Origin of the sequence: Aquimarina celericrescens (genome assembly GCF_042682765.1) — a bacterium.
GTDB lineage: Bacteria > Bacteroidota > Bacteroidia > Flavobacteriales > Flavobacteriaceae > Aquimarina > Aquimarina celericrescens.
Genome location: NZ_JBHUHY010000017.1, coordinates 203,355 through 218,513, shown reverse-complemented (window position 1 = coordinate 218,513; position 15,159 = coordinate 203,355). Strand labels below are relative to the sequence as shown.

Genomic DNA, 15,159 nt, shown 5'->3' with positions numbered 1-15,159 from the left:
ATTCATGTCGGAAGCTAAAAATTACAAAGAAGCCTTACAACATCCAATTTTTAATACTATTAGCAAAGCATCAGCACAACTGAATCTAAAAAGCTATGTTATTGGTGGATTTGTTAGAGATTACATATTACAAAGAGGAACAGCCAAAGATATTGATGTAGTCACAGTAGGTAGTGGCATAGAATTAGCTCAGGAAGTTGCTAAATTATTACCCAGCAATCCAAAAGTTCAGGTTTTTAAAACATACGGTACAGCCATGTTAAAAACCAGTGATGTTGAGGTAGAATTTGTTGGTGCACGTAAAGAATCTTATTCAGAAGACAGTCGCAATCCTGTTGTAGAAAATGGAACATTAGAAGATGACCAAAATCGTAGAGATTTTACGATAAATGCGCTGGCCTTAAGCATCGCTAAGGAAAGCTATGGAGACTTACTTGACCCCTTTGATGGTATCAACGACCTAAGATCAAAAATCATACGTACTCCTTTAGGACCAGACATTACTTATTCTGACGATCCATTACGTATGATGAGAGCTATTAGATTTGCTACCCAACTCGGATTCAAGATCGAAAACGAATCACTCAAAGCCATCACCAGAAATAAAGAGCGTATTAAAATCATCTCCAGAGAACGTATTGTTGATGAGCTCAATAAAATTCTATCAAGTGATCAACCCTCAATTGGCTTTAAGTTACTTGAAAAAACAGAACTTTTAAATTTCATATTACCCGAATTAATCGCTTTAAAAGGAATCGATGAGATAGAAGGACAACGCCACAAAGATAATTTTTATCATACACTAGAAGTTGTAGACAATATTTCTGAAAACACAGATGATCTTTGGTTGCGTTGGGCAGCATTATTACACGATATCGGCAAAGCTCCTACTAAAAAGTTTAGCAAAAAAGTGGGCTGGACTTTTCATGGACATGAATTTGTAGGATCAAAAATGGTTTACAAACTGTTTAAACGGTTAAAAATGCCCTTGAACGAAAAGATGAAGTTCGTTCAAAAAATGGTATTGATGAGTTCTCGACCTATCGTAATCGCAAGTGATGTAACCGATTCTGCCGTTCGTAGATTAGTCTTTGACGCGGGTGATCATATCGAAGAGTTAATGACTTTATGTGAAGCCGATATTACTACAAAAAATCCTAAAAAATTTAAAAAATATCATCATAATTTCAAAGTCGTACGTCAAAAAATGATTGAAGTTGAAGAACGCGACCATATCCGTAATTTTCAACCTCCGGTTACAGGCGAAGAAATCATGAAGACTTTCAATATAAAACCTTCAAGAGAAATTGGTATTATTAAAGAAGCAATTAAGGAAGCAATTCTAGAAGGAGAAATTCCTAACGAGTATGAAGCTGCATATCAATTTATGATTCGAAAAGGAAATGAATTAGGGCTTGTGGTTCGTAGTTAGAATAAATATTTTGATATTCCGGCTAAGGCTGGAGTTCATAATTAAGCAAATTAAAGAAATAAAGGAATTATAGATTCTATATGTTTGGATACTTTGTAACTTCAAAATAATATGAAAAAATATTTTAGACCTCTAGTCATCACCTCAATAATACTTATCTATTTGATTATTATTGCAGGAGCCGTTGTACGAATGACCGGATCTGGAATGGGATGCCCTGATTGGCCCAAATGTTTCGGATATTATATCCCTCCAACTTCAGCCTCTCAAATACAATGGCAACCAAATAATAAGTATGAAAGAGGCGTTATCGTTATCATTAATGAAGAACTCAAAATTGCTCCAAAAGATTTTGTCTCTGCAGAAACTTATAATTCTAAGAATTGGGAAAAATATACCAAACACGACTATGCTATTTTTAACGTTTGGCATACATGGATAGAATATATAAATCGACTCATTACGGTACTTTCTGGTATTCCAATTTTGCTCATGTTTATTCTTTCTTTAAATTATTGGAAAACAAACAAACAAATTCCCATTTTTGCCATGATCACCATTTTGGCGATGGGCTTTCAAGCTTGGTTAGGTAAGGTAGTTGTAGACTCTAATCTTTTGCCATTAAGAATAACAATTCATATGGTCATGGCTTTTGTAATTTTAGGAATTCTACTTTATATTTTATACCAAACCAAGGAAAAACTAACACTCAATAAATTTCCAAAAGCGTTCAAAGCTGTACTTATATTCTCGGTGATATTGACATTAATCCAAGTAGCTTTAGGCACACAAGTTAGACAATATGTAGATGAACAAATTAAACAGCTGGGTGAGCTTGCAAAATCAGAATGGTTGAATCCACCAACTTTGACCTTTTATATACATAGATCTTTTTCGATTGTAATAGTTTTGGTTAATGCATGGCTATTCCTGCAAAATAGAAAACAACGATTAGGATTGAATAAGCTTAATTGGGTTTTGATTTTCATTGGTTTCGAAGCATTAACAGGAATATTAATGTATTATTTTGACTTCCCGTTTTTGTCACAACCGCTACACTTAGTTTTGGCATCACTTTTATTTGGAGTACAATTTTTTATTCTTTTAGAAGTTTTTAAATCTAAGTTTAGAATTGAAAAACAAGCTGTTTAAAATGTAAAAATAGTCTCGAACTTGTTCGTATCTTTGCCAATCAAAATAGTCAACAATGATTTATCGCTTTAGAATTATCCTGGATACCGAGGAAGACGTGTTTAGAGATATTGAAATTGAACAGGATGCCACCTTAGAGCAATTTCATAATGTAATTACCCAATCTTTTGGGTTTGACGGGACAGAAATGGCTTCTTTTTATATTAGCGATGATCAATGGAACCAAGGTGAAGAAATCTCATTATTTGACATGAGTGAGGGTAATCAACCCGTTAGATTGATGAATGAAACCACACTAATCGATGTGGTAAATGAAGCTTCTCCAAAACTAATTTATATTTATGATTTCTTGAGCATGTGGACCTTCCTGGTCGAGTTAGCTGAAATCTCAGAATATGAAAATGGTATGGAATATCCAAACGTTATGTTTGTTCATGGTCAAATACCAGATCACGCACCAGAAAAAGAGTTCAAATCTGACGAATCCATGGATTTTGATGAAGGAAATGAGGACTTCATGGATCTAGATGAATATGATGATCTTGGATTCGATGAGAATTGGAATTAGAAACTAACTATTAATTAAAAAGATCCCAGCCTGCGCTGGGATGACACAAATGTCATGATCAACTTATACAGCACTCAAATCGAATCGCTTTCAGTTCACAAAATTGGAAATAAGAATAAAGGCGAAAGCATATTTCTATCAGAATCTCCTTATACCATTAATGATGAATTAACAGCTATCTTAAAGGAGTATTTCTTTAAACCATTTCGCGATAAAGAAGAGAACTATTTCCAATTTGCAAACGAAGTAGATGTAGAATTTAATCCTCTATATAAAATTGTTACCGAAATTTTTGAAAATCCTGCTTCTGTTCATGAAAAATCTAAGCGTATTGCTTCTTTGCTTTACGAACAATCACAGCATCCTCATATTAAAAGTGGTGAAGTATACGTGACCTATCTTGAGAACGTAAGTATTGATAACGAAAAAGTTGCTGCAGTAGGAATTTTTAAATCCGAATTAAAGCATGATTTTCTTCAGTTTGCAGAAAAAGAATCTAATATCGAGTTACTAATTCAGCAAGGTGTTAACTTAAATAAATTAGATAAAGGATGTCTTATTTTCAATCATAAAAAAGAAGAAGGTTATAAAATTTTATCAGTTGATTCTAACAGATATGATACAAAATACTGGCTAGAACACTTTTTGGGAGTTGAAGCCTTTGCAGATGAGAATTTTTATACTAAAAAGTATATGAAATTCTGCCAGGATTTTGCCAAAGATGTAGTATTGCCTGCAGAAGACAAAAAAGAAGAGGTGATGTTTATGAATCGCGCTGTAAACCACTTCGCCAAAAATGATGAGTTTGAAGAGACTGCTTTCTTAAACGAAGTGATCGATAATCCTGATTTAATTCCAGAGTTTAAGCATTATAAAACAGAAAAAGCACCTAAATATCAGATCGAAGATCTTACCTCCTTCCCTATTGCTAACAATGCGGTAACCGCTGCTCGCAAAAAAATGAAAAATGTGATCAATCTTGACACTAATGTACAGATCAAGATGGATTTTATTAATCCAGAGTCTGCAGAGAAGTTTGTAGAAAAAGGATGGGATGAAGAAAAGCAAATGTATTATTATCTCGTTTATTTCAATAAAGAACAAAAATCTTAGTAGGTTGTGGATTATGTTCTGGTAGCAATCGTTGCTTTATTCGGATCAGGATTAACATTTTTCTCTGGTTTTGGTCTGGGGACATTGTTAATGCCTGTTTTTGCCTTATTCTTCCCGATAGATATCGCAATTGCTTTAACTGCTATTGTTCATTTATTAAATAACCTTTTTAAGTTAACGCTTACTGGCAAAAAAGCTAATGTAAAAACTGTCCTTCGTTTTGGGGGTCCTGCAATTATATTTGCTTTTCTGGGAGCTCATATTCTTGGTGCGCTCACAGAAGTAGCACCTTTATTTTCATATAAAATTGCGAATACATCCTATCAGGTAACTGCAGTTAAAATATGTATTGCTTTATTATTGATTTTCTTCTCTCTTTTTGATCTTATCCCGAAGTTAAAGAGAATAGAAATCAACACAAAATATTTACCTGTTGGTGGAGCTTTAAGTGGTTTTTTTGGAGGATTATCAGGGCATCAAGGAGCTTTACGGACTGCATTTTTGATTCGGGCCAAGCTCAACAAGGAAGCCTTTATTGCTACTGGTGTTGTTATAGCTTGTTTTATTGATGTTGCTCGAATTTCTGTATATGCAAAAGATATCTTTCAATTAGGTGGCAAACTTAATTATCGAATGCTCATTACAGCAACTGTAATGGCGTTTATTGGAGCATATTTTGGAAATAAATTTCTAAAAAAGATCACAATAAACACTATACAGATCGTTGTTGGAATTCTACTGATCATTTTTTCATTTCTGCTCGGCGCGGGGATTCTGTAAGATATGGGAAGGTTTTATTTTTTTAACGATCCAATAAATTTTTCATATTCACATTCTCATAATTTCGACGAACAAAATCAAGGGCAGTTTTTAGTACTTCACCCATTGATCTACTACGACGAAATTTTAGATCCAACGTGAAATTATACAAGTGTTCTCTTAGTTCTTTCAAATTATCATTAGTTGAAATCTTGTCTTTACACATGCAATCGACAAGAGTCTCGTAACGTGATCGGGAAGCCAAAATACGTTTCGCCAAAATAGAACGTTCTTCTTTTTTGTATTGTTCTATAGAATTTGGCTGTAATTTGTTCATCACCACATCTACCATAGAAAAGTTCTCCTTAAAAAATTGCGGTTGATATACCTTCAGCTTTCCTTCATAACATTGCTGGTCAAAATCAATAGCTCTGATTTTGTATTCTACATGATCAAAATCATGTATCGGGATGATAACATAGTTATAAGACCGCATATCACCCAGCAATCGCATCTGGCAACGTTCATTAAATTTCACAAACTCTTTAGCAATCTGCGACTTAGCCTGATCACTTAAATCTGGTAAAAAATCTTTAATAAACACATCTCCGGGTATACCCGCAATATGCTCCTCTATAAGTGTGTTTTTATACACCAAAAAATTGATCCGGTTAGGAGAAAACATATGTTCCAACTCTAAACCATAAATTCTAGAAGCATCGGCCTTTTTAACATAAATATACGAGTAGTTATCATTAAGTATATTTCTAATCTTAATTCTAAAAGGTTTTGAATTACCAAAAGTGCAGTAATCAATAGCATCAATATTTAAAAATTCTATAGCGTCTTCATTTCCATCAGAATGAAGAATTGTATATACTTTTTTCAGGCTTGCCTCTATTTCTGGCCTTTCATGTTCTTCATAATAAACACGTACCCACAAAGTATCCTCGTCGTTATTATCATAGACCACGATCGAACCTGAAAATCTTAGCAAATCATCATAGAATACAGGGATCTTAATCTTTCGATTACATTCTTTCAAATACCCATCAAGGTGATCATTTATAGGATACGTTGGCTTCTTTTTCGACATTAATTTTTCTTCCATAACAAATTCTCTCTACAAGAAGCAAGTTACAAGATTTTAAATAAATTTCTCAAGTCTCATAGGTACAAAGTCACTAAGAAGCAAAGTTCGAGATATTTTTATTTCACTTTTGATTATCGATTTCTAATTTTGTTCAACTTAATTGAATCCTACAGATTAATTTTAGTACAAAAATCAAGTCATTGTAACTAATTTTTTAGGGTAGAATCACCAGTATTTATTTGTTTCTCTGAAACTATAATACTTTATCTCTCATAAAACATTTTGTAACAAAAACGATTACTTATCGTCTTGTTTTATATAACCGCCAAAACAATTTCAATTGGAAAATATACTCACACTTACTAATCTCACTAAAAAGTTTGGCCCTATTACCGCTGTAAAAGATCTATCTTTCACAATAAAAAAGGGAAATGTTTATGGCATTTTAGGCCCAAACGGAAGTGGTAAATCAACCACACTTGGTGTTGTACTTAATGTAGTCAATAGAACATCTGGAGAATTTACCTGGTTTGATGGTAATACTTCAACACACCAAGCATTAAAAAAAGTTGGAGCCATTATAGAGCGACCTAATTTTTATCCCTACATGACAGCCGCTCAAAACCTTAAATTAGTATGCCAAATTAAAGGGGTTCCTTCAAATAAGATTGAAGAAAAACTTGAAGTTGTAGGGTTATTGGATCGTAAGGATAGTAAATTCAGGACATTCTCTTTAGGAATGAAACAACGTTTGGCGATTGCCTCTGCGTTACTAAATGATCCTGAGATTTTAATCTTGGATGAACCTACAAATGGGCTGGATCCTCAAGGGATACATCAAATTCGTGAAATTATCAAAAAGATCGCTGCAAAGGGCACCACAATTCTCTTAGCTTCTCACTTACTGGATGAAGTAGAAAAAGTATGTAGTCATGTAGTAATTATCCGAAAAGGAGTAAAGCTTTATTCGGGCCCAGTTGATGAAATGAATGCAAGTCATGGATTCTTTGAATTAAAAAGTAATCAAAATGGTGTTTTAAGAGAATGGTTATCTAAAAATGATGTTTTTGGCAATATAAAAGAAGACGGAGATAAAATTGTTGCTTTCTTAACCAAAGAGCTGGATGAAGAAAGTCTTAACCGGCAATTATTTCAAGAAGGGATTGTTCTTACACATCTGGTAAAACGAAAAGAAAGCCTGGAAGAACAATTCTTACAATTAACCAACAAATTAGACTAAAGCCATGTTACGACTACTCAACATAGAATTTCAGAAATTAAGATATAACAAAGCTGCAAAAGTGATTACCATCACCTATTTTGTTTTGATCACCTTCATTGCACTAATTGCTTCAATAGAATTTAATTTTGCAGGAGTAAAATTTAGAATTGCAGACCAGGGAATCTTTAATTTTCCTTATATCTGGCACTTCAATACATTTATAGGAGCTTGGGCTAAATTATTTCTGGCCATAGTTATTGTATCTATGATGGCTAACGAATACAGTCATCGCACACTAAAACAAAATCTTATCGATGGATTAAGCAAAAAAGAATTTATCGGCTCTAAGTTTTTGACTGTTCTTGTTTTTTCTTTAGTCTCAACCCTATTTTTGTTCATTGTTTCGATGATCTTAGGGTTAAGTTTTTCAGACTATAATGAATTTTCTATCATATTTTCAGATCTGGAATATATGGTTGCTTACTTTGTAAAGCTTATAGGATTCTTTGCTTTCTGTATGTTTTTGGGCATTTTAGTCAAAAGATCAGCCTTTGCGTTAGGATTTTTGTTTATCTGGTGGATTGTCGAAAACATTATTTACGCCGTTTTGAAATTTAAGGTATTCAAAGGAACTGATATTGCCGATAATATCGTTCAATTCTTTCCCTTAGAATCTATGGATAATTTGATCGGAGAACCCTTTAGCAGATTGAACTTTATACAAACAGCTGCAAATCAGCTAGGAGAGTCTTTTCAAAAGGATTATGCTGTGCATTGGTATGAAATTTTGATTGTTTTGACCTGGACGGTAATTTTCATCTATTTCTCCTATGCTTTATTAAAGAAAAGAGATTTATAAACGAAACGTTAAGAGTATCAAAAACAATTGGGTTTGACCTGATCTATTCATTGTATTCCCTATCTTTATTCTTAAAAAGAAAGAGCATACATGAAATTTGTACTTGAATCTGAATTCGAACCCACCGGAGACCAACCTCAAGCAATAAAACAAATGGTTGAAGGGATACAGGCAAATGAAAAATACCAAACACTTTTAGGTGTTACAGGTTCTGGGAAAACGTTTACAGCTGCCAATGTAATTGAGAGGGTTCAACGCCCAACCCTGGTATTAGCGCATAACAAAACACTGGCAGCACAGTTATATTCTGAGTTCAAACAGTTTTTTCCAAACAATGCTATAGAATATTTCGTTTCATATTATGATTATTATCAACCGGAAGCATATATCCCTACTTCAGGGACCTATATTGAAAAAGATCTATCCATTAATGAAGAAATTGAAAAACTTCGTTTAAGTGCGACATCTTCATTACTTTCAGGTAGAAGAGATGTTCTTGTAGTTGCATCAGTATCGTGCTTATATGGTATTGGTAACCCAGTAGAGTTTCAGAAAAATGTAATTTCAATAGCATCAGGTCAGTTTGTATCTCGAACTGCATTATTACACCGCTTGGTGCAAAGTTTATATTCACGGACAGAAGGTGAATTTAAACGTGGAAACTTCAGAATTAAAGGAGATACGGTAGATATTTTCCCGAGCTATGCAGACGATGCATTTAGAGTTCATTTTTTTGGAGATGAAATTGAAGAAATTGAAGCTTTTAATGTCCAAACCAATGCCATTATTGAAAAATATGACAGACTTAATATCTATCCGGCAAACATGTTTGTGACTTCTCCTGATATTTTAAATAATGCTATAGACCAAATCGCACTAGATTTAGGTAAACAAGTAGCGTATTTTAAAGAAATAGGAAAGCCTCTTGAAGCCAAACGCCTTGAAGAGCGTACTAACTTTGATTTAGAAATGATCAAAGAACTAGGATATTGTTCTGGAATCGAGAATTACTCAAGGTATCTTGATGGCCGACAACCGGGAACGAGACCTTTCTGTTTGCTAGACTATTTCCCAGACGATTATTTAATGATCATAGACGAGAGTCATGTGACTATACCACAAACCCATGCGATGTATGGCGGTGACCGTTCGAGAAAAGAAAATTTGGTAGAATATGGGTTTAGACTTCCTGCTGCTATGGATAACCGTCCTTTAAAATTCGAGGAACTCGAAGCACTGCAAAACCAGGTGATTTATATAAGTGCAACTCCGGCCGATTATGAATTGCAAAAAAGTGAAGGAATCTATGTAGAACAAATTATTCGACCTACTGGATTGTTAGATCCTGTGATTGAAGTACGCCCAAGTCTAAATCAAATTGATGATCTTATCGAAGAAATACATAAACGCATTGAACTTGACGAACGTATATTGGTGACCACATTAACTAAAAGAATGGCGGAAGAATTGGCAAAATACTTAACTAGAATTGAAGTACGTTGCAGATATATTCATAGTGATGTAGACACATTGGAACGTGTAGAAATTATGCAGGACCTACGAAAGGGTATTTTTGATGTATTAATCGGGGTAAACCTTCTGCGTGAGGGTCTTGATTTACCAGAGGTATCCCTGGTGGCTATTTTGGATGCCGATAAAGAAGGATTTTTAAGAAACCAACGATCTTTGGTACAAACGGTAGGTAGAGCTGCAAGAAATGTGAATGGAAAAGCAATTATGTATGCTGATAAAATTACTGAAAGTATGCAAAAGACTATCGATGCTACGGAATATCGCCGAGAAAAACAGATTGCTTATAATACTGAGCATGGTATTACACCTACAGCGATCAAAAAATCATTAGATAGTGCTTTGGCTGGTAAAAAAGTAGAACCGTATCAATTTGAAGTTGCCCCGTCATTACAGGCTGCAGAAGAAGAAACTGCATACTATACCAAAGAACAATTAGAAACCCGAATTCGCAATGTGCGAAAGGAAATGGAAAAAGCTTCCAAAGAGCTTGATTTCATAACTGCAGCAAGATTACGGGACGAAATAAAAATGTTACAAGATAAGGTTCAAAATGAAAAGGTATAATTTTTTGTTCCATTGAGTGTAGTAATTCACAAAGAAGATGTTCATGTTATGAGTGAAATTTCAATTAAAAAATTTATTGAAGGTATCCCGAAGGCTGAACTTCACTTGCATATTGAGGGTACGTTTGAGCCTGAGTTAATGTTCGAAATTGCAAAAAGAAATAATAAGATAATTAGTCATGCCTCGATAGATGAATTGAGAAAAGCTTATAGCTTTAATAATCTTCAAGAATTTCTTGACATCTATTATGCCGGTGCCAACGTGCTCATCAATGAACAAGACTTCTATGATCTTACCTGGGCATACCTTACCAAAGTTCATGAACAAAATGTGGTACATGTAGAGATATTCTTTGATCCACAAACACATACTGATCGTGGAATTTCATTTGATACTGTCATTCGAGGCATTCACAAGGCTCTAGAAGATGGTAAAAAACAATTTGGAATAAGCTTTAAATTAATTATGTCTTTTTTAAGGCATCTGGATGAAGCTTCAGCTTTTACAACCCTGGAACAAGCCCTACCATATAAAAATTGGATTAGTGGTGTAGGATTAGACTCTTCAGAAATAGGCAATCCTCCTTCAAAATTCGAACGTGTTTTTGAAAAAGCTCGTGAAGAAGGTTTTCTAACAGTTGCACATGCTGGCGAAGAGGGTCCTGCTGAATACATTTGGGAAGCTTTGGATCTCTTGAAAATAACCCGAATTGATCACGGTAATCGTTGCCTGGATGATAATTCATTGGTCCAAAAACTTGTAGAACTACAGATTCCGCTTACTTTATGTCCGTTGTCTAATCTAGAACTTAAGGTTGTAAAAGATCTAAAAGATCATCCTATCGTGACGATGATGAATAGAGGTCTTTTAGTAACTGTGAATTCTGATGATCCTGCATATTTTGGAGGATACATGAACGAAAATTATCAAAGTATAGCAGATGCACTTCAGCTTTCAAAAAAACAAATTACAGAGCTAGCAAAAAACAGCTTCAGCGCTAGCTGGCTAACAGATAAAGAAAAAGAAAACAGGATTACCGAAGTAGAAGAGTATTTTAAGAATAATTGATTAAACCTTTCTACTTTTCTGAAAACAAAAATATATGCTAAACATGCCACACTTCATTTTAGATTGCTCCGAACAGATCATTCAATTAAAATCACCTGAAGAAATTATCCAAAAAGTGTATGACGCTTCCGATTCGACAGGCTTATTTGCCAAAGGTGATATTAAGGTAAGAATTAATCTGTTTAAACACTATACCATTGGTAACACACAAGATCATTTCATTCATGTATTTGGAAATATCATGGAAGGTAGAAATGACTAACAAAAAGCCAATCTTTCCAGAAAAATTGTGAGTACTCTTAAATCAATGTTTCCAGATGTCCCCGTATTATCTATGAATATAAGAGAGTTTGAAAAAAACTCATATGTCAAAAAATCAATGGTATAAGAACTTCAATTTTAAAAAATGATAAACGTTAGATTTTGTAACACGTCCAATCTTTCAGACACGAATGAATAGGAAAACAATAACAATTGAAAACAAGAAAAAAGGATTTTAGGATTTAGTATGGTAACATTTCTTCTTACTCTGGCGTACCTGGCTATATTCAAAAAATGCATGTGGATATTTAAAATTCATAAATATTGGCCCAGACACTTATTCGCTTAAAATATCCTTTATAATTTTAAGGTGATGACGAGTGTGAATTTCGATGAAACGCTTGGTCTGTTTTTTGTCTAATTGATCAAAAACCGGATGCTTAAAGTTCGATTTTTCATTCAAGGCTTCCAGCCCTATTAATTTATTTCTGGCCGTCATCAATTGAGATACAATATCCTCTGTTTTTATTGTATCTGGTGGCATGACAGATTCAGGAGATTGAGCCCTACCCCTGGGTATAAAACCGAAAGTAAAAGAAAATATACGAGCCATATTAAATTTCCTTTTAAAGATTCCGGGTTTTGATTTTTGCAACGAATCACAAATACCATTGATGACCTTTAAACTATGATCCAAATGCCATGCCACAGTTACTTTAGAGATTTTGGCATTAAAACTATCTCTATGAAATAGATACTTTTCGATTTTATTTAATTCACTATTCATGTAATTATTTTTTGAGGGTTGCTCCCCTATTTTTATAAAGCCTATAAAAATCAGACTTATCACTAGTATTATGGTTATTACTTTTTTCATAACTATGAATTTCACTTAAAAATACTACCTCAGTAGTTCTCAAAAACTAAGATTAATTATACTCTAATACTAGGGTTAATGCTCGTTATTTGTCGTAACCAAGTGTTCTGTCTGCTATGGCTCCCTCCTCCTCCAGAGAAAGAAGCCTAGCAAACTTGAACTCTAAATAAACCTAAAAACCAATCTAGAACTGAAATTTGTATCCAAAATCAGGAAAGAAACCTATCTGATCTACTTGATCTACCTGATTTGTTAATCGATTAAATCGACGAGTAAATACGTTTTCGTTGGCAGTAACATTTTGTAGATCTACATAAAATTGATGAGAAGTTTTTTTCGATCTGCTATTGATCTTATAACCCAATTTTACATCCCACCGAAAATAATCATCTGCCTGATCACTAAACGCCAGATCTTCTCTTAATATCTCGAAACCGGCTTGCTGAGAAGCTTCCAAATCAACTGGAGTGAAATACCTCCCTCCGGCTAATGTAACTCGTGTATCGAGAGAAATTACATTTTTTCCTGCTTTACCTACCTTAAATTCTTTTCCTGCCAATAGATTTAAAACATATCCATTGTTAAAAGGTGTATTTCGTTCAATACCATCACTGCCTTCATACTTACTTTCAAATAATGAAGTGGTAAGCAAACCATAGTATCCCTGGGTGAAGAATTTTTCCAGAGTAAATTCTATACCTTGGTTAAATCCTGTGCCTTCGTTTACTAAAGAAACCCGATCATTTTGAAATCCGAAATCCGCACCTTCAGTTAACGAAGAGTAACTTGATGGGAAAGATTCTACAGCAGCATTGTCAATCTCTTGATAATACACTTCCAATTTACTTCTCCAACCGCTACCAATTCTTACATCATACCCCAGGACATAATGATTGCTCCTTACAAAATCAAGTTCAAGATTGGTTTGTTCAAGTTGTCCATTAATTTCTTCATTTAGAAATAATAAGGGTAACGAAACAGGTTGATGATGCAGGCCATAACCAAAACTAAAACTATGATTTCTCCCAGCTTTATAAGAAAGTCCTGCTCTGGGTTCAATAACAAATTGTTCATTTAAAGTGCTGTACTGACCATGAACTCCTGCATTTACTGTTAACTTTTCTGTTACTCTAAGCTTACCTTGAATATATGGCTGAATGATATTAAGATTTTCATCGATATCGGTAAACGTGAACAAATCAGGATCTCCGTCTCCGTCATCATCAGGTTGTTCAGTACGATCTCTTTCTAAAGATTCAATTTGGAAGCTTTCTACCAAAATCCCCGTTCTCAATGTAGCTTTATTACTTAATTTGCTATTAAATAATGTTGAAAACGTTAGGCGTGACTCGCTATTTTCGGATTCGGTATATCTGATGATTCTTTCTTGCGGCGTATCCTTATCAATAAAACGATCTGCAATGAAATCATTAATTGAATACGAACCCGAAACAATCGTTCTTAGAAAGGAGTTTTTCCCAATATTTATTTGATGTTTTAAACCAACTACGCCAAAACCAGAATCGACGAATGAATTTTCATCTTCTGCAGCAAAAAGATCATCTTCATCTATATCATCACCTAGAAATTCAATATCTGAGAAACCAATAATTCCAAATAAAGAGAAATTTCCTAGTTTTCCTTTTCCAAAATCTACATTAAAAGAGATATCACTATAATTTGGTGCTGCCGAAGTCCCACCTGCTCCAATTCCTAAAATTCCTACCAATGAATATCGTCCTGCTATCAAAAAAGAACCTTTATTCTTACCCAACGGGCCTTCAGCCATGGCTTCAAGTCCAGTAAAAATTCCGGCCTGCCCGGTAAATTCGTAATCATCGAGATTTCCTTTTCTAAAACCAAGGTCAAACACTCCACCTATAGCATTTCCATATTCGGCAGGAAAAGCCGAAGTAATAAAATCAGAGTTTTTTAACAAGTTGGGATTTAATGCTGAAACTGGTCCTCCAGTAGTCCCCAAAGTAGAATAGTGATTGGGACTCGGAATGGGTACGCCTTCTAATCTCCATAATAATCCAACGGGTGAGTTACCTCGAACCACGATATCATTTCGACTATCATCAGGCGCAGATACTCCCGCAAAATTAGCTGCTAACCTTCCTACATCACTTCTCCCACCAGAAAAACGGGTCACCTCTTCAACCCCAAACTGACGTGCAGATACAGATGTAAGTTCATTTATTGCCTTTGCTTTCGCATTATCATTCGTGAGTATTACTTCATCTAATTGATCGAAGGCTTCGATCAGAGATAGATTTATAACTGCATCTTTTCCTGAAGTTACCACAATATTGGGTAAAGTAATGGATTCAAAACCAATATAACTTACTCTTATAGATTGGCGTCCCACCGGAACATTTTCTAATATAAAATAACCATCAATATCTGTCACAACTCCATTAGGTACTTCTGAGTTAAGTAGTTCTATTGTAGCTCCCACCAAGGGGGTTTCTGACTGTTTATCGACAATCGTGCCTTTAATTACACCAGTCTGAGCATTAGATATATATGTAAAAAAAATAAAAGTGATGAAAACAACCTTTTTCATAATGTCTTTGGTTTTAAAGATTTTATCCAAAGTTGCACGCTTATTGAAATGATTGAAATCTAAATCATATGAACTGGTATTTTTACTCT

13 protein-coding genes are annotated in these 15,159 nt (G+C 34.3%); 10 read left to right on the top strand and 3 right to left on the bottom strand.

Annotated features, from left to right (window positions below; all coding sequences use genetic code 11):
* Nucleotides 1-4 precede the first annotated feature (4 nt).
* The 5 genes from ACFSJT_RS17660 (at nucleotide 5) to ACFSJT_RS17640 (ending at nucleotide 5,045) form a co-directional block, all read left to right on the top strand.
* Entirely contained in the window at nucleotides 5-1,432 is a 1,428-nt protein-coding gene (locus ACFSJT_RS17660) for a CCA tRNA nucleotidyltransferase (RefSeq protein ID WP_378321662.1), read from the top strand.
* A 111-nt stretch (nucleotides 1,433-1,543) separates the two neighbouring features.
* A complete protein-coding gene (locus ACFSJT_RS17655; RefSeq protein WP_378321661.1) occupies nucleotides 1,544-2,584 on the top strand; it encodes a COX15/CtaA family protein in 1,041 nt (346 codons plus the stop codon).
* 55 nt (nucleotides 2,585-2,639) lie between these two features.
* Entirely contained in the window at nucleotides 2,640-3,152 is a 513-nt protein-coding gene (locus ACFSJT_RS17650; protein WP_378321660.1) for an IS1096 element passenger TnpR family protein, read from the top strand.
* A 54-nt stretch (nucleotides 3,153-3,206) separates the two neighbouring features.
* A complete protein-coding gene (locus ACFSJT_RS17645; protein WP_378321659.1) occupies nucleotides 3,207-4,265 on the top strand; it encodes a nucleoid-associated protein in 1,059 nt (352 codons plus the stop codon).
* 6 nt (nucleotides 4,266-4,271) lie between these two features.
* Nucleotides 4,272-5,045, top strand: coding sequence for a TSUP family transporter (locus ACFSJT_RS17640; protein WP_378321658.1), 774 nt, complete (start codon nucleotides 4,272-4,274; stop codon nucleotides 5,043-5,045).
* Nucleotides 5,046-5,067: 22 nt separating this feature from the next.
* Here ACFSJT_RS17640 and ACFSJT_RS17635 read toward each other — a convergent pair whose 3' ends face one another.
* Nucleotides 5,068-6,135, bottom strand: a complete 1,068-nt coding sequence (locus ACFSJT_RS17635) for a hypothetical protein (protein ID WP_378321657.1) — start codon at nucleotides 6,133-6,135, stop codon at nucleotides 5,068-5,070.
* Between the two features lie 322 nt (nucleotides 6,136-6,457).
* Here ACFSJT_RS17635 and ACFSJT_RS17630 point away from each other — a divergent pair, with 322 nt between their 5' ends.
* The 5 genes from ACFSJT_RS17630 to ACFSJT_RS17610 all read left to right on the top strand — a co-directional run bounded on the left by ACFSJT_RS17630 (nucleotide 6,458) and on the right by ACFSJT_RS17610 (nucleotide 11,625).
* On the top strand, nucleotides 6,458-7,357 hold the full coding sequence (locus tag ACFSJT_RS17630) for an ABC transporter ATP-binding protein (protein WP_378321656.1): 900 nt from the start codon (nucleotides 6,458-6,460) through the stop codon (nucleotides 7,355-7,357).
* Nucleotides 7,358-7,361: 4 nt separating this feature from the next.
* Nucleotides 7,362-8,198: an ABC transporter permease gene (locus ACFSJT_RS17625; protein WP_378321655.1), complete on the top strand. Its 837-nt coding sequence runs from the start codon at nucleotides 7,362-7,364 to the stop codon at nucleotides 8,196-8,198.
* 90 nt (nucleotides 8,199-8,288) lie between these two features.
* Nucleotides 8,289-10,295 carry an excinuclease ABC subunit UvrB gene (gene uvrB / locus ACFSJT_RS17620; protein ID WP_378321654.1) on the top strand — a complete coding sequence of 669 codons (2,007 nt, stop codon included), beginning with the start codon at nucleotides 8,289-8,291 and terminating at the stop codon, nucleotides 10,293-10,295.
* A gap of 48 nt (nucleotides 10,296-10,343) precedes the next feature.
* The gene (locus ACFSJT_RS17615; protein ID WP_378321653.1) at nucleotides 10,344-11,363 is read left to right on the top strand and encodes an adenosine deaminase; all 1,020 of its coding nucleotides are present in this window, start codon (nucleotides 10,344-10,346) and stop codon (nucleotides 11,361-11,363) included.
* Between the two features lie 43 nt (nucleotides 11,364-11,406).
* Nucleotides 11,407-11,625, top strand: a complete 219-nt coding sequence (locus ACFSJT_RS17610) for a tautomerase family protein (protein ID WP_378321652.1) — start codon at nucleotides 11,407-11,409, stop codon at nucleotides 11,623-11,625.
* 336 nt (nucleotides 11,626-11,961) lie between these two features.
* On the opposite strand, the gene ACFSJT_RS17605 is transcribed toward ACFSJT_RS17610, so the two are convergent.
* Together ACFSJT_RS17605 and ACFSJT_RS17600 are read right to left on the bottom strand one after the other, a co-directional pair.
* Complete coding sequence (locus ACFSJT_RS17605; protein WP_378321651.1) at nucleotides 11,962-12,501, bottom strand: DUF1569 domain-containing protein; 540 nt, start codon at nucleotides 12,499-12,501, stop codon at nucleotides 11,962-11,964.
* Nucleotides 12,502-12,685: 184 nt separating this feature from the next.
* Complete coding sequence (locus ACFSJT_RS17600) at nucleotides 12,686-15,070, bottom strand: TonB-dependent receptor (protein WP_378321650.1); 2,385 nt, start codon at nucleotides 15,068-15,070, stop codon at nucleotides 12,686-12,688.
* Nucleotides 15,071-15,159 lie beyond the last annotated feature (89 nt).